The organism is Hydrogenovibrio halophilus DSM 15072, from assembly GCF_000384235.1.
Lineage (GTDB): Bacteria > Pseudomonadota > Gammaproteobacteria > Thiomicrospirales > Thiomicrospiraceae > Hydrogenovibrio > Hydrogenovibrio halophilus.
In genome coordinates, this window is the sequence record NZ_KB913033.1 from 843,771 (window position 1) to 859,410 (window position 15,640).

General features: G+C 57.6%; 15 protein-coding genes. 6 read left to right on the forward strand and 9 right to left on the reverse strand.

What is annotated here, in order from left to right; genetic code table 11:
- Positions 1-16: 16 nt before the first annotated feature.
- Entirely contained in the window at positions 17-1,099 is a 1,083-nt protein-coding gene (locus tag A377_RS0104065) for an MBL fold metallo-hydrolase (protein ID WP_019894883.1), read from the reverse strand.
- Between the two features lie 142 nt (positions 1,100-1,241).
- Here A377_RS0104065 and A377_RS0104070 point away from each other — a divergent pair, with 142 nt between their 5' ends.
- On the forward strand, positions 1,242-2,321 hold the full coding sequence (locus A377_RS0104070) for a 3'-5' exonuclease (RefSeq protein WP_019894884.1): 1,080 nt from the start codon (positions 1,242-1,244) through the stop codon (positions 2,319-2,321).
- A gap of 17 nt (positions 2,322-2,338) precedes the next feature.
- The gene (gene hisI / locus A377_RS0104075; protein ID WP_019894885.1) at positions 2,339-2,782 is read left to right on the forward strand and encodes a phosphoribosyl-AMP cyclohydrolase; all 444 of its coding nucleotides are present in this window, start codon (positions 2,339-2,341) and stop codon (positions 2,780-2,782) included.
- 34 nt (positions 2,783-2,816) lie between these two features.
- Here hisI and truD read toward each other — a convergent pair whose 3' ends face one another.
- Together truD and A377_RS0104085 are read right to left on the reverse strand one after the other, a co-directional pair.
- Positions 2,817-3,851 (reverse strand): tRNA pseudouridine(13) synthase TruD, encoded by a 1,035-nt coding sequence (gene truD, locus A377_RS0104080; RefSeq protein ID WP_019894886.1) that lies wholly within the window; start codon positions 3,849-3,851, stop codon positions 2,817-2,819.
- A complete protein-coding gene (locus A377_RS0104085) occupies positions 3,851-4,318 on the reverse strand; it encodes a hypothetical protein (protein WP_019894887.1) in 468 nt (155 codons plus the stop codon). Before A377_RS0104085 ends, truD begins: the two co-directional genes overlap by 1 nt.
- Positions 4,319-4,558: 240 nt before the next feature.
- Here A377_RS0104085 and A377_RS0104090 point away from each other — a divergent pair, with 240 nt between their 5' ends.
- Entirely contained in the window at positions 4,559-5,419 is an 861-nt protein-coding gene (locus tag A377_RS0104090) for a CHAD domain-containing protein (RefSeq protein WP_019894889.1), read from the forward strand.
- 42 nt (positions 5,420-5,461) lie between these two features.
- Here A377_RS0104090 and A377_RS0104095 read toward each other — a convergent pair whose 3' ends face one another.
- Complete coding sequence (locus A377_RS0104095) at positions 5,462-6,055, reverse strand: class I SAM-dependent methyltransferase (RefSeq protein WP_019894890.1); 594 nt, start codon at positions 6,053-6,055, stop codon at positions 5,462-5,464.
- Positions 6,056-6,130: 75 nt separating this feature from the next.
- On the opposite strand from A377_RS0104095, the gene rep reads away from it, so the two are divergent.
- Together rep and A377_RS0104105 are read left to right on the forward strand one after the other, a co-directional pair.
- Positions 6,131-8,173 carry a DNA helicase Rep gene (rep, locus tag A377_RS0104100; RefSeq protein ID WP_019894891.1) on the forward strand — a complete coding sequence of 681 codons (2,043 nt, stop codon included), beginning with the start codon at positions 6,131-6,133 and terminating at the stop codon, positions 8,171-8,173.
- 48 nt (positions 8,174-8,221) lie between these two features.
- Positions 8,222-9,415, forward strand: a complete 1,194-nt coding sequence (locus A377_RS0104105) for an iron-containing alcohol dehydrogenase (protein ID WP_019894892.1) — start codon at positions 8,222-8,224, stop codon at positions 9,413-9,415.
- Between the two features lie 45 nt (positions 9,416-9,460).
- Here the strand turns inward: A377_RS0104105 and A377_RS0104110 are convergent, their stop codons facing one another.
- From A377_RS0104110 to A377_RS0104120, 3 genes are read right to left on the reverse strand one after another with little or no spacing between them, the layout of a single operon-like run.
- Complete coding sequence (locus A377_RS0104110) at positions 9,461-10,150, reverse strand: sulfite exporter TauE/SafE family protein (protein WP_019894894.1); 690 nt, start codon at positions 10,148-10,150, stop codon at positions 9,461-9,463.
- Positions 10,150-11,694, reverse strand: a complete 1,545-nt coding sequence (locus tag A377_RS0104115; protein ID WP_019894895.1) for a YifB family Mg chelatase-like AAA ATPase — start codon at positions 11,692-11,694, stop codon at positions 10,150-10,152. The genes A377_RS0104110 and A377_RS0104115 overlap by 1 nt, the downstream gene beginning before the upstream one ends.
- Positions 11,691-11,948 carry an accessory factor UbiK family protein gene (locus A377_RS0104120; RefSeq protein ID WP_281168789.1) on the reverse strand — a complete coding sequence of 86 codons (258 nt, stop codon included), beginning with the start codon at positions 11,946-11,948 and terminating at the stop codon, positions 11,691-11,693. Before A377_RS0104120 ends, A377_RS0104115 begins: the two co-directional genes overlap by 4 nt.
- A 124-nt stretch (positions 11,949-12,072) precedes the next feature.
- Between A377_RS0104120 and A377_RS0104125 the strand changes: the two genes are divergently transcribed.
- Complete coding sequence (locus A377_RS0104125) at positions 12,073-13,128, forward strand: GGDEF domain-containing protein (RefSeq protein ID WP_019894897.1); 1,056 nt, start codon at positions 12,073-12,075, stop codon at positions 13,126-13,128.
- Here the strand turns inward: A377_RS0104125 and A377_RS0104130 are convergent.
- Both A377_RS0104130 and argS read right to left on the reverse strand, forming a co-directional pair.
- Positions 13,125-13,865, reverse strand: a complete 741-nt coding sequence (locus tag A377_RS0104130) for an SPOR domain-containing protein (protein ID WP_019894898.1) — start codon at positions 13,863-13,865, stop codon at positions 13,125-13,127. The genes A377_RS0104125 and A377_RS0104130 overlap by 4 nt on opposite strands.
- On the reverse strand, positions 13,862-15,619 hold the full coding sequence (gene argS, locus A377_RS0104135) for an arginine--tRNA ligase (RefSeq protein ID WP_019894899.1): 1,758 nt from the start codon (positions 15,617-15,619) through the stop codon (positions 13,862-13,864). Before argS ends, A377_RS0104130 begins: the two co-directional genes overlap by 4 nt.
- Positions 15,620-15,640: the final 21 nt, after the last annotated feature.

Sequence of the window (15,640 nt, forward strand, 5' to 3'; positions counted from 1 at the left end):
ACCCAACCAAGCCTGGTTAATTTTTGGCATCGGCGATCAGTGTTTCATACACACTCAACGCATTGGGTTTGGCCAGTTGTTCGAACACCGGGCGGTCAGCATACTCGGACTGATCCACCTGTTGCGCCGCATGCGCATCGCCGCCTTCATCGATCACTGCCTGCACCTTTTCCACCAGATCGGCAAAATAATCGTAGGTGCGGGCTTTCAGCGTCGGCAAATCCGAAGGGGTGCCATGCCCGGGGATCACCGTCACGTCGTCCGGCACCATCTCCATCATCCGCTCGAACGACGCCATCCATTCCAGCACATTAGACCCGTGCAACAGCCCCGGCAAACGTTCATTAAAGCCCAGATCACCGGTAAACAACAGATTGCGCGAAGGCACATAAGCCCCGGTCATGCTGGGCGTGTGGCCACCGCCGAAATTGTACAGTTCCACGGTTTCACCACCGCCGACATCGATCACTTTTCTGTCTTCAAACGTGGTGAAATGCTCGGTCACATCCCGTGCCGAATCGGTAATGGCTTTGCCGCGTGCGGTAGCGTAACGGGCCTTGTCTTCGGGAAAACTCCGCTCCCAGTTTTCATTGGCCAGACGCTGCGAGTAAAGATTCCTGACGCCCACGTCCCACCAGTAGCTGCTGCCCAGATAGGCATGGCCCTGATTGTTTTCCACCGCCAGCCACTTCACCGACTTGTCGGTCAGGCGTTTGATCTGCTGATGAAAACTGTACGCCACCGCCGGATTGGGCCCGGCGTTGTAGACAAACACCCCGTCGTCAAACATCACAGCTGTCAGGTTGTTATTCAGGCCGAAATTTTCACGCGTGCCCCAGATAAAACTGCCCACAACCGTATAGACGCCTTCCTGCACTTTCTGTGCCTTCGGAATCGGCAGTTCCGGACCTAGATAGCCTTGCTGCTTTATCACACTCGCCACTTCTTCTGCATAGGTTGTATACCAGTCCGCCTGGGCTTCCTGAGCATAGGTTTTGGCGCTCTGCACAAACGGATCTTCCGATGCCGCCGCGTTCTGGCCCCAGGCCAATAGCGGGAACATCAGCGCCGGCAGTGTCAACAATCTTGCTTGTCTCATAAAACGCTCCTTTGAATCACCATTTAACGTCATTTTAACGCCAACGCGACGTTATTTTTTTGCAACAAAAAAGCAGTTTGCACCCGAGGGCGACAGCAAACTGTTAAAATGCGTTTTTTTGCAACCATCATTCTGACCCCTTATGAGCAACGCCCAGCTGATTCTGATCGACAAACGCAATCAACCCATCAAAGAGTACATCGTCGCGGTCGCCGCGTCCGATGGTCTGGACATCAAAGGCATGCAGGTCATCGCCTCCCCTGCCAAAGGCGAAAAAGCCCTGCTCACCGCCACCTTGCGCATTCCGCCTCTGGAAACCCTGAACTTTGACACCCGCAAAATCGTGGAGCGTATGCTCGAGCAGTTTCTGGTCAAGGACGAGGTCCTGACGGTGGATCAGCTGATCGAACGAGCCAGCGACGACGACGCGGTGCGTCAGGCCCTGACCCGTTCGGTGAAAAAACTGCGTGAAAAACTGACCGAACTGGTCAAGGAATTCACCCGCTCGGAAGTGATCAACCTGATCAATGAGCGCCGCAATGACGCCCTGTTCAAACTGAAAGAAACCGATCAGGAACTCAAAGGCAAAAACGTGGTCTGCATCGACATCGAAGCCACCGACATTGCCACCAAAGACAGCGCCGACATCATTCAGGTGTCTCTGTGCGATCTGGACGGCAACAAACTGTACGACCAGTTGATCAACCCCGGTTACGACATCCCGGAAAACGACAAACACAACATCACCACCGAAATGGTGGCCGAAGCCCCGTTTCTGACCCAGGCCTGGGACGACATTCACCGCCACTTGCACGAGGCCGATGTGGTGCTGGCCTATTCCACCGAGTCGGATTTTGCCTATCTGGAAAAAAGCGCGAGCAAGAAAATGCTCACCTTTGAACTGGACTACAACAACTGGCTGGACGTGGCCGTGCTCACCAAGGATCTGGTCGGGGCCCTGCGCTGGCAGTCGGAAAAAATGTACTGGTTCTACAAAACGCCCAAACTGACCGACGCCTATGAAAAGGTGCTGGGCAAACCTTTTCCCGGCGACGCACACGATGCGCTGGCCGATGCCCAGGCGACCGCCGAACTGTTTCGGGCCCTGCTGGAAAAAGGGCGCAAATCGCAAATCTCGCTCAAGACCAAACCGGCAGAAAAAGAAAGCATTTCCAACAACCCGTTTGCCCAGGCTTTTGCCGCCGCCAAACGACGCAAATAACCGTCAGGGAGCCGACCATGTCCGAGCCAACGCTTACTTTCAAAGCCTTGGAAAGCGCCGAAAAAGACCAATGCTTTGACTGGGACGCGGTGCAGACTCAAATCGGTTTCAGTGAGCAGGGATTGGTGCCGGCGATCGCCCAGCAATACGATTCGGGCGAGGTGCTGATGCTGGCGTGGATGAACCGCGACGCTCTGGCCGAAACCCTGCAGACGGGGCGCGTGTGCTATTGGTCGCGGTCACGTCAGAAACTGTGGCGCAAGGGCGAAAGTTCGGGGCAGGTACAAGTTCTGAAATCCCTGCGACTGGATTGCGACGGCGATGCCTTGCTGCTCATCGTCGATCAGACCGGCCCGGCCTGCCACACTGGCCGCAAAAGCTGCTTTTACACAGAAGTGCAAGGCGATCAGGCCAGAATCCTGAGCGATCCTTTGATCGACCCCAAAGACCTGTATCGCTGATCCTGGATACAACCTGCCAAACCACCAGGCTTGGTTAAAACTGGATCAATTCCCGCAATAGTGTGGTGGCGTAGGTGCCAGCCGGCAGCGTAAACGCCAGTTCCAGCGTATCGTCCCCAACCCAGTGCCAGCTCAGATTTTCAGGCAGCAGACGCAAAGCGCGCCGCGCCTGTTTCATCCCGGCCTTTTCCAGTCCCGCCTGCCAGACAGGGTGACGTGCCATCACGGCCTCTTCCCAATGCCTCGGTTCGCCTTGCGTCATCAGGCGGCCACGCCCGCTGAGCAAGCCTGTGGGTTGCAGCTCCCCGGCCGCCACCCGTCGCATGATCGCCTCATCGAGCTCTTCCATCACAAAGCAGCCGCCCGAATCGGTCATAAGCACATCGCCGACAATGGCCTGATCCCACCGCTCATCGGCCACGCGCTGACTCAGGCAATCGTTGAAAATGGCCGAACGCATCGCCGACAGATACAGTCCGCGCAAATGGCGGGGCAAACGGCGTTTGGGATGAGCCAGCCAATCCGAAGCCGCCGCCAGGTTCTGTCCGTTGTGCCCAAAACGCTGCGGCCCGAAATAATTGGGAACACCGTTTTGCGCCAGTCGCTGCAAGCGCTGAGCCAGCACATCACGGTCGCCGCAAAACCGACGCAGCCGCAATCCGAATCGGTTGGCACGGAGCCCGCCGGTCTGCAGCTTACGGCGATGGCGCCTGGCTTCCAGCACCTGTACGCCGGGCAGAGACACGGCCTGCCAGTCAGGGTCGTCGCAACCGGGCAGATGCACACTGACCCACTGACGGGTGACCGCCTGTCGGTCCTTCTTGCCGGCATAGCCAAACGCTTTCTGCGGCAACTGCCACAATTTGGCCAACTCACGCACCACCCATTCGGTGTTCTGACCGGTTTTTTCCAGCCACAACCACAGATGCTCGCCGTCCCCGTCCAGCTCATAGCCCAGCTGTTCGGTCACCTGAAAATCTTCCGGCAAGGTCTTGAGTTGCGCCTCGGCCACGGGCCCGTCCCAGGCATAAGTCCAATCCGGCAATGGCGAGGAGACGGTTTGCGTCATCAAAGGTCCCGAAACAGTTTTTCAGCGATCGGGCGCACTTTGTTGTCAGGCGTCGGCTCCTGCTCATACACCTGAACCAGCAACTGATCAATGTTGCCGGGCACCATGTATTCCTTGATCATTTCCCGCGCACCGGGGGGCGAGTCCTTGTGAATGTAGTTGTAAATAATGCGCAGATGACACGGATTGTCGGGATCAGAAGCCAGTGGCCGAATCGACGAACCGCCGTCCAGCTTGTACGCCTGCTTGGTCATGATCGTAACCTTGTGCCAGTAATCGGCTTCAATCGGCTCGGCAAAACAGATTTTCAGCAACCGGTCGAAATTGCCCGACCCGGAATCCATGTCGGTCACAATCTGCGCCGAAGCAATGGTCACAGGCGGTTTTTCGCACCCGGCCAACAATCCGAACGCCACAAGCAGCCACGCCAGGCGACCCAATCCATGCTCAATGTTCCACGTTTTCACACCCTTCTCCTTCTTCCCGCTTACAGGCCTCTCAGCCCCCTGTTCCAGCAGCGATTGACTTAAGTCCGACAGGCGGCTAGCGAGGAATGTGCCAAACCCCTTTCGTCACCAGTTTAGCGCGCCTTGTGCACAAATCAAAAACGTCCAGCCTCAATCCTTCAAAGAACCGTCATACCCGACTCAAAATGTTCGTGTTAGAGTAGAAGAGTTGACGCATTCCAATCAGGAGGCATCCTACCCATGTTCAGCACCCACGAAGCAACGGCCATTATTCGATTTGCCCGGTCTCAGGCGCTGGAAGCGATTGAAGCCGAAAACCGGCGTCTGCACGAACACGGACTGACCCACGATGCCGTGCACGACATTCGGGTCCTGACCAAGCGCCTGCGTGCCTGGGCCCGCCTGCTCAAACCTTTCGATCACGATTTCTACACGCGCAGTGAGGCCAACCTGAAAGCCATCGGCAAACAGCTGTCTGGCCATCGCGACCAGAAAGTCCAACAGGAGGCTCTGGCCAAAATCCAACCGACTATGCCAACGGCACTGGCCGACACCCTGGACGATATGATAGAGGCACTGAACGTCGACGAACCCGACACCAACGAACATAAGCAACCAACCCACGACAAGCTGCACCACTCACTGGAAAACGCGCTGGACCTGGAATGGGCGCATTGGCATCAATTCCGCACCGAGCAGATTCAAGACCCGCGCAAACTGGGCAAGCGTCTGCGTAAAACCCAAAAACGGGTACGCGAGCTGGCACGCAGCCGCCGCCATGCGGACGCGACCGACCAACATCATCAGTGGCGCAAATGGGTCAAGCGCTTGATGTTTCAGCAGCAATTGCTGCAGGACGCGCGCGTGATCGACGAACCCGACAGCATCAAGGCACTGAAAAAGCTGGGCAGTCAGTTAGGCAAGGAACACGATTTTGCCATGCTCGAAAACGCGGTACACCACTCCCGTCCGCCTTTCCACCGGCTAAACCAGGCTCAGCAGCATCAATTGCTGAAACACCTGAAAGCGCAGCGCCATCACCATCTGAAAAAAGCCAAAAAACACCACAAACGGATCAAGGCGTCATTGAAAGCAGCGTGACAGGCGTCACCAGGCCTGGTCAAAAACCCATCTGACCGGCCTTCAGTCTTGTCTCACACAGCGAGAAATCGTATAGTCTTTGCCCTGCTTGACCTTTTCGTAATTGCCAAACACTTCCATAAAATTGCGCTTCATATACTGACGCAAGCCATTGATGGTCACCACCACAAATTGCCCGTCCGGTTGCAGGTGTTCCCGCACATCCTGCAACAGAATGGTCAGCATTTCCTTGCCCACTTTGGCCGGAATGTTGGACACCACGGTAGAAAAGCGGGTGTCGGCAGGCACATGACTGAGGCCATTGGAAAGATAGGCCCGGGCATTGTCCAACCCGTTGCGCCGCGCGTTTTCCGCCGCATAATCCACCGCCACAAAATCCTTGTCCACCAGATGCACCTCGGCCTGAGGGCATTGTGCCGCCATGGCCAGCCCCAGCGGGCCGTAACCACAACCGATGTCGAGCATGGCGGTCTCCTGTTCCAGCCGCAGATGCTTGAGCAGCAATTGGGTGCCCGCATCGATGTCTCGCGGGCTGAACAGCCCCCAGGTGCTGTGAAAAGTCAGATCGTGCTCCAGTAAACGGGCGCGAATCACCCGGTCGTTTTTCAGCGGATTTTGTCGGGAATCTTGTGGCATGTCGACCTCATTGGCAGGAGAATTTTGCTATTATAGGCGATCCCTTTTCAGGATGCGAAAGAGCCAGAACCGCCCATGTTTGGATTGAATGACCGACAACGCCAAGGCGTGCGCCACATCGACACCCCGGCTCTGATTCTGGCGGGCGCCGGCTCGGGCAAAACCCGCGTGATCACCGAGAAAATCGCCTACCTGCTGCGCGAAAAAGGGGTGCAACCCCACAATATTTTTGCCCTGACCTTCACCAACAAAGCCGCCCGCGAAATGAAAGAGCGGGTCAGCCAGCTGCTCAAGGACACTCCGACCAAAGGCCTGCATGTGTCCACCTTTCACAATCTGGGGCTGACCATTCTGCGCCGCGAAATCAAGGCACTGGGCTACAAACCCGGCTTTACCATTATGGACGCCACCGACAGCAAGCAGATCATCAAAGAGCTGGTCAAAAAACAGCAAATGCCGGAGGACCAGCTGGATGGCGTGCAATGGGTGATTTCCAGCTGGAAAAACGCCCTGATCACCCCGGAACAGGCGCTGGCCGAGGCCGAAGACGCGCTGGCACAAAGCCAGGCGGTGCTGTACGACTATTACCAGAAACAATTGCATGCCTACAACGCGGTGGATTTTGACGATCTGATCGGCCTGCCGGTGCATTTGTTTCAGACCCACCCGGAGATTCTGGACCAATGGCAGAATCGGGTGCGCTATCTTCTGGTGGACGAATACCAGGACACCAACGCGGTACAGTACCAGCTGGTCAAACAGCTGGTCGGGGTCTCGGCGCGCTTTACCGTGGTTGGCGACGACGACCAGTCGATTTATGCCTGGCGCGGTGCCCAGCCGGAAAACATGCAGTTGTTACAGCAGGACTTTCCGCATCTGCAGGTGATCAAACTGGAACAGAATTACCGTTCCAGCAACCGGATTCTGCATGCCGCCAACCATCTGATCGCCAACAATCCCCACATTTTCGAGAAAAAACTCTGGTCGGAAATGGGCCTCGGTGATCGCTTGCGCGTGATTGGTTGCGAGGATGAAAACGGGGAAGCCGAGCGTGTGGTATCGGAGCTGATGATGCATCGCATGCGCCACAACGCCCAATACCGGGATTACGCGATTCTGTATCGCGGCAATTTCCAGTCCCGGCTGTTTGAACGCGCTTTGCGCGAACAGGACATTCCCTACCGTCTCTCTGGCGGCCAGTCGTTTTTTGACAAAGCCGAAATCAAGGACGTGCTCAGTTACCTGAAATTGCTGGTCAACCCGGACGACGACGCCGCGTTTCTGCGCATCGTCAACACCCCGCGCCGGGAAATCGGCGCCAGCACCCTGGAAAAACTGGCCACTTATGCCACCCGACGCGGCATCAGCCTGTTTGATGCCTCCCAGGAAATGGGGCTGAGCACCGTGCTCGCCGACAAACCGCTCAAACGGGTGCAAGTGTTCGGCCAGCAACTGCTGGACTGGATCAAAGCCGCAGACGAAAAAACCGGCGAGGAAGTGATCGAGTTTGTGCGCCAGTTGCTGGAGACGCTGGAATACGACAACTGGCTGCATGAAACCGCCGCCACCCCGCGCCAAGCCGAGAAACGCATCGAAAACGTGCGTGATCTGCTGCTGTGGATCGAACGACTGATCAAAAAGGCCAAAGACGAGGACGGCGATGAATTGCCGCTGGAAAAAGTGGTGGCGCACATGACCCTGATGGACATTATGGAGCGTCAGGAAAACGAAAAAGAAGACGAAATGAACCAGGTCACCTTGATGACCCTGCATGCCTCCAAAGGTCTGGAATTTCCGCATGTGTTTCTGATTGGCATGGAAGAAGAGCTGCTGCCGCACAAACAGAACCTGGAATCGCCCGGTCTAGAAGAAGAGCGCCGTCTGGCCTACGTCGGCATCACCCGCGCCCAGCGCAGCCTGACCATGACCTACGCCAAAAAACGGCGCAAATACGGCGACACCATCCGTTGCGAACCCAGCCGCTTTCTTGAAGAGCTGCCGGAAGAACATTTACACTGGGAAGGCAAACCCGGCACCGAAATGAGCCCGGAAGAACGCAAAGCCAATTCCCTGGCCCATATCGACCGCTTGAAAGCCATGCTGGAGACGGGCGGCTAGCAGCCTGCCAGACAATTCATTCAACCATGCAAAAACGGGAAACGTTTTATGATCCCCCATTTTCAGATTGCCCAGCTGCCCGCCCTGCATTTCGGTCACGGCCTGCGCGAACAACTGGCTTCACTGCCCCGACAGCAGAACTGGCAACGCATTCTGATTCTCAGCAGCCGCTTTTTAACCAGGCCTGGTGAATTCGGACACACCCTGAGCCAACAATGGCAGAAACAGGGGCTGGCGGTGACGCTGAGCACGGTCAGCGGCGAGCCTTCGCCCGACTCTGTGGACGCGCTGGTGGCCGAGCACCGGTCAACACAACCGGATGCGGTGATCGGACTGGGCGGGGGCAGCGTGCTCGACACCGCCAAAGCCGTGGCCGGATTGCTGCCCTCCGGGCGCTCGGTGATGGATTTTCTTGAAGGCGTGGGCAAAGGCCATCCGTTTCACGAAACCACCACGCCGTTTGTGGCGGTGCCCACCACCGCCGGCACCGGCAGTGAAACCACCAAAAACGCGGTGCTGTCGCGCTTGGGCGAATTCAAAAAATCGTTTCGCAGTGAACGTCTGCTGGCGCACAGCGTCTGGCTGGACCCGGACCTGCTTCGCACCTGCCCGGAAACCGTGCTCTACCCCACGGCCATGGACGCGTTCACACAACTGCTGGAATCCTACACCACCGCCAAAGCCAACCCGGTGACCGACGCACTGGCCTGGCAAGGCCTGACCCTGTGCCGGGAAGCCTTTGAAAAACTGGACCAACCCGAAACACGCGAGGATGCGCTGGGGCCATTGTTGCTGGCGGCAAGCCTTTCCGGCATCACCCTCGCCAATGCCGGACTGGGTGCGGTGCATGGCCTGGCCGGACCGGTCGGCGCTTTTTTCGAGGCTCCGCACGGCGCCGTCTGTGCCCGCCTGCTGGCTCCGATCATCCAGGCCAATATTGATGCCCTTGAAACTCAAACCGACACGCCACAAGCGCCAAACCTGTTGCACAAATACGCCCAGGTCGGTGCCTTGCTCAACGATCAACGCCGGGATGACAGCGAAATCGCCCAGCGACAGGCCCTGATCCAGGCACTGGAAAACCTGACTCAGCGCTATGTGCCCCAGGGATTGGGGCAATACGGCCTGACACCCGACAACCTGTCGCCCGTGCTGGAAAACTGCCGCTCCGGCAGCATGACCGGCAACCCCGTCAACCTGACCGATGACACATTACAAGACGCCATGCTCGCAGCGCTTTAATTCATGTTTGGCGTCTGTACAAACAAATCGGTACGAATATGCCATTTAACCAACCGTTACTGTGTAAGCCAAATACCATTGCCACAAGCCCATCACGATCACGCCCAGGCCTGCGCCGCGTTGGACCCAGCGATTGCGTGACAGACGCGTGAACACGAACGCAAACGACCCCATCAGCAACAGATTCGGCAGTGTCCCCAACCCGAAAGCCAGCATCACACCCGCCCCTTGCAGTGCGCCTCCGGCCGACAACGCCATGATCAGCATGCTGTAGACCAGTCCGCAGGGCAACCAGCCCCAGACAAACCCAAACCCCCAGGCCTGGTGAAAATGGCGCACCGGCAGCATTTTCTGTCCCCAGGGCCGAATCCGCTGCCACACGCCCTGACCCAGTTTTTCAACATGGACCAGTACCTGCCACCAACCGCCCAGATACAGCCCCAGTAAAATCATGAACCCACCGGCCAACCACTGCAGTGTCTGCTGAACCGGCAGCAGATCGGTCAGGCCGATCATGGTGTGGCCGAGATAACCGAAAATGGCGCCCATCAGGGCATAGCTGCTGATCCGCCCCAGGTTGTAGCCCAGTTGATAAGGCAGCATGCGCCAGAAACTGGTCTGCGCCCTGGGTTCCAACTGAAAGGTCAGCGTCCCCACCACACCGCCGCACATGCCCAGGCAATGCACGCCACCAAGCAGACCCACAATCAGAGCGGTCAAATACACCGATTCCATCACGAATTGGCACCCCAACGGTCCAGACGCCGATAAGACAGGGCTTCACTCACTTCTTCGATCCCAATGTCTTTGCGGCCCTGCATGTCAGCCAGCGTCCGGGCCACACGCAAAATCCGGTGATAGCCGCGCGCGGACAACCCCAGACGATCCATGGCTTTTTCCAGCAAAGCATGAGTGGCGTCATCCAGTGGCCATTGCTTCTGCATCGCCGGCACCGGCATCTGCGCATTCAGGCACCCCTGTCTGGCCTGCTGACGCGCCTGACAATCGGCCACTCGGGCACGAATCACGGAAGACGGTTCGACGCTCGCTTCTGTGTTCTGCCCGGCCAGTTCGGCGTATTCCACTGCGGGGACTTCCAGATGGCAATCAATCCGGTCCATCAATGGACCGGACAGCTTACGCTGATAACGGGCAATCTGTTCGGGGGTGTCTTTGCAGCGACCTTGCGGGTCATCGGCAAAAAAACCGCTTGGCGTTGGGTTCATGGCGCAGAGGAGTTGCACTTTGGCCGGGAACTGCACCTTCTGGTTGACGCGGGTGATCTGTACCGTACCGGTTTCCAGCGGCTCACGCAGGGCTTCCAGCACGGGCCGCTGAAATTCGGGCAATTCATCCAGAAACAGCACCGAATGATGCGCCAGCGAAATCGCGCCCGGCTGAATCACACTGCCCGACCCGCCGCCGATCATCGCGGCGGCGGTGGCGCTGTGATGCGGGCTTTCAAAATGGCGGCGATAAAAGCCTTCCGGGCCGCGCTCTTTGCCGGCCACCGAATGGATCGCCGCCAGCTCCAACGCCTGATCTTCGGCCAGCGGCGGCAAAATGGTCGGAAAACGTTCTGCCAGCATGCTTTTGCCCGAACCGGGCGGCCCCACCATCAACAGCGAATGCCCGCCACTGGCGCAGATTTCCAGCACCCGTTTGGCTTGCAACTGCCCCTGAACATCGGCCATGTCCTGCGCATACGCCGGTTCGGGGACCTGCTTCATCGTTGCATCGGGTTGATCCAACTCCGCCTGGCCCAACAGAAAACCACAGACGTCATTCAGATGCGAGGCCCCAAGCACCTCAGCGCCCGAAACCTGTGCGCATTCGGCCAGGCTTTCATTGGGAACGACCACACAACGGCCCTGCTGACTGGCATGAATCACCGCCGGCAGCATGCCCGGTACCGGACGCAAACGCCCGTCCAGCGACAATTCTCCCAAAAACTCAAATCCCTGCAAGTCACGGGAAAACGTCAAGGTGCCGGTGGCGGCCAACACCCCCAGTGCAATCGCCAGATCGTAACGGCTGCCCTGCTTGGGGAGGTCAGCCGGGGCCAAATTCACGGTAATGCGTTTGGGGGGCAAGGCAAACCCATTGGCCGCCAGCGCACTGCGAACCCGGTCACGCGACTCCTTGACGCTGGTTTCGGGCAACCCCACCAGCGAGATATTGGGCAAGCCATTGCTGCTGTGCACTTCCACCTGGATTTCCGGGGCCGACACCCCTTGCAGGGCACGACTGAACACACAGGCATAGCGGGCCTGACTCAAACCGACGACTCCAGTGATGCCTCCAGTTCGGCCACTTGTTTTTCCAGCGCTTCCAACTTCATTCGGGTTTTGAGCAGAACTTGCGTCTGCTGATCAAACGTTTCCCGCGACACGCAGTCCAAATGACTCAACTGCTGCGACAGCACAGCCTGCAAATGCGGTTTCAGCGACTCGGGCAGGGCACCGGCCTGCTCCGGCAACGCCGCGAGAGCGCGTTGCACCAACGCTTCCATTGATGGGGTCCTGGTCATCATTTCCTCCTGTCAGCTATTTCGTTACTATAATCCATCGTAAGCTGTATTACCATCAACCACCTGACACCCGCTGAAACAAGGTGTAAAATATTCGCATCGCATCACACCGAACCGAGAGGCTTCCATGGTACTGGACATCAAAGACGCACCCGAAAAAGCGCAACGCATTTTCAAGCAACTGGTCGAGGTGTTCGACGAACAGGGCATCAACCCGACTCCGCTCAACTATTACATCTGGTACCAGTATTACAAAGGCAACCACCCCAGGTTCCGCCAGGAAATGGACGCAGCCCTCAATGACCCTTTTGGCTACAACGATCGATTGGGACGGCGTCTGTATGACGAATACTTTTCCGATGACGAACCCACCAACGAGTTCGACCGGGCTTTCAAACGACTGATCAACCTGGTCATTCAGAAAATGAATGTCTGGAGCGACAAGCTGGAAAGCCATACCGAGACCCTGAGTCAGTGTACCGACAGCCTCAACTCGGAAGATGTGGACGCCGAACGTCTCAGAGAACTGACCCAGTCGGTGCTGAGCACCGCCTCTTCCATGAAGGAATCCAGTGAAGCCTTTCAGCAGGACATGCTTCAGAGCAATGAGGAAATCAGCCACCTGCGCCAACAGCTGATCGAAGCCAAGGCCGAAACCATGACCGATGAGCTGACCGAAATCGGCAACCGCAAGGCCTTCAACCACAGTGTCCGCGATGCGGTCGAGGCACACAGCGATCAGCCGGAGTCATTGATTCTGATCCTGTCCGACATTGACCACTTCAAACGCTTTAACGATACCTTTGGCCATCTGGTGGGGGACAGTGTGCTGCGTTACTTTGCCAACATGATGAAAAAAACACGGGGCGAAAACGAAAGTCTTTGTCGGTTTGGTGGCGAAGAATTTGCGATTCTGCTGACCCACAGCGATCTGGACGCCGGGATGGAACGGGCGGAAACCATACGCGAGACCCTGCAGCAGGCCCGGCTCAAACGCAAGGACTCCACCAAAAACCTGGGCGAAATCACCGCCTCATTCGGCGTGGCGGCCTTTGCCGGTGAGGAACAGGAAAGCATCGAGGACTGGATTCATCGTGCGGATGAAGCGCTCTATCAGGCCAAAAACAGCGGTCGCAACAAAGTGGTTGCCGCCGAACCTTTTCAACCGGCAACCGACGGTTAATCCGCGCTCCGGTCCTTGATCACCAACGTGTCCACACCCAGACGGCGCAGTTCATTACGCTGTTTGTTCAACGCCAGCCGATCGGTGAAAGGGCCCATGCGCAACCGGTAATAAGTCCTCTGATCGGTGGTCAGTTCGGACACCGTCAGAGCTTGGTCGTGTCGCTGCAGACGCTTCTGTTCGGCCATGGCATGGCGTTTGGCACCGAAAGACCCAGCCTGAATGTAATGCGGCACCGCCAGCTCCACCGACAACGGCATGGCTTCGACCACCACTTCCGCTTCGGCCAAGCCCCGGTAGAAGGTGTAGTGGACTTCTTCCGGTTTGGCCGCTGGCTGGGAAGCGTGCGGATTGGGCAAAGCCTCCACCACCCTGTCCGAAGAAGCACGGGCATCGCCAGCGTCCGTTTCTCCTGCCAGGCCTCGCGGCGTCACCGCCTTCTCACTCTCCGCCGGAGTCAACCCTGCCTCGGAGGGCGCGCTGATGGACGCTTCGCTCGAATCGTCCGTGGTCTGCGCCTCCTCAACCTTTTCGGACTTGACCCCCTGCTGCGCAAAATGGGTCACCACCCAGTAAGCACCCAGCAAAGCCGCACTCAATCCCAGCGCCAGCAGCCAACCGCCAATCGGTCTGGCCCGACGCCGACCGGCCGTGTCTGCGGAATCGGCCTCAACCCGTTGCGACTGACGCTGATAAGGCTGTGAACGGGCCGGACCGTGGCGATAATCCCGGGTCACATCCGCTCCGGGGCGTCCACACCCAGAATGGCCAGACCGTTTTGCAGTACCTGTCTGACCGCGCAGATCAGAGTCAGGCGCGCCTGACGCAATTCGGAGGCTTCGACCACAAACTGGCAGGCATTGTAATAAGCGTGCAAGCCCTGCGCCAGATCCTTCAGATAGTAGGCAATCTGATGAGGCTCATAAGCCGTGGCGGCACGGGCAATCAACTCCGGGTACTTGGCCAGCAAGATCGCCAAATCCTTCTCGGCTTCGGCCTCCAGTAAGTCACAATGCGCCAACCCGACTTGCGTCTCCACGGCCCAGCCTTTTTCGGCGGCCTGATTCAGAACCTGGCAGATGCGGGCATGCGCATATTGAATGTAATAGATCGGGTTTTCATTGCTTTGCGACTTGGCCAGATCCAGATCGAAATCCATGTGCTGTTCCGACTTGCGCTGCACATAGAAAAACCGCGCCGCGTCCGTGCCCACGTCATGGCGCAGCTGGCGCAGGGTCACAAACTGGCCGGAGCGCGTCGACATCGCCAGTTTTTCACCACCGCGCCACAGGGACGCAAACTGAACCAGCAGCACCTGCAGCGCATCGGGATCGGTATTCAGCGCCGCCATCGCCGCTTTGACCCGGGGCACATAACCATGGTGGTCCGCGCCCCAGACATCGATCAGAATGTCGAATTCGCGTTCCAGCTTGTTGAAATGGTAGGCAATATCGGAAGCAAAATAGGTTTTCAGACCGTTGTCGCGTACCACCACCCGGTCTTTTTCATCGCCGTATTCGCTGGAACGGAACCACAGAGCCCCGTTCTGCTCATAGATTTTGCCAGCCTGTTGCAGCTTCTCGATCGCCGCATCCACCAGCCCGGAATCCATCAGCGAACGCTCGGAAAACCATTCGTCAAAGGTGACCCCAAATTCGGCCAGGTCTTCCTGAATGTCCTGCAAAATCGCTTTCAATGCGGCTTGAAACACAATCTCAAAATCGTCTTTCAGCAGTGTTTTGCTGCGCTCGATCAAGGCATCGATAAAGGCTTCCTTGTCGCCGCCATCGCTTTCGTCTGCGGGCAGACCGGCCTGCACCGTCTCCGCCGGATGCGCCAATGAGTTGCCATGCGCCTCAACCAGCGCATCGGCCACGTCGTAAATGTAATCGCCCTGATAGCCATTGGCCGGAAACGCCACCGACTCGCCGCAACGCTGCAAATAACGCACCCAGGTCGACGCCGCCAGAATGTCCATCTGGCGTCCGGCGTCGTTCACATAGTATTCCTTCTGCACCTTGAACCCGGCCAAAGCCAGCAGATTGGCCACACTGGCACCATAAGCCGCGCCGCGTCCATGCCCCACATGCAGCGGACCGGTGGGGTTGGCCGACACAAACTCCACCAGCACGCGCCGACCCTGCCCGACCTGACAGCGACCGTAGTCGTCTTTCTGCGCCAGCACCTGCGCCACCACATCAAACTTGGCCGTATCCGCCATGAAAAAGTTGATGAACCCTGGCCCGGCGATCTCCACTTTGGCAATTTCCGCGCGCTCCGGCAAGCGGTCAATAATGGCCTGAGCCACTTCTCTCGGCGGCTGGCCCACCATTTTGGTCAGCATCATCGCCAGATTGGTCGCCAGATCGCCATGGGCCTTGTCTTTGGTGTTTTCAATGTGCATTTTGGGCGAGGCCGACTCGGGCAAAAGGCCATCGGTTTTGAGTTGATCAACGGCCTGATGCAGGCATTGTTCGATAATGGTTTTCATGCTCTCAATCTCTGATTTAAT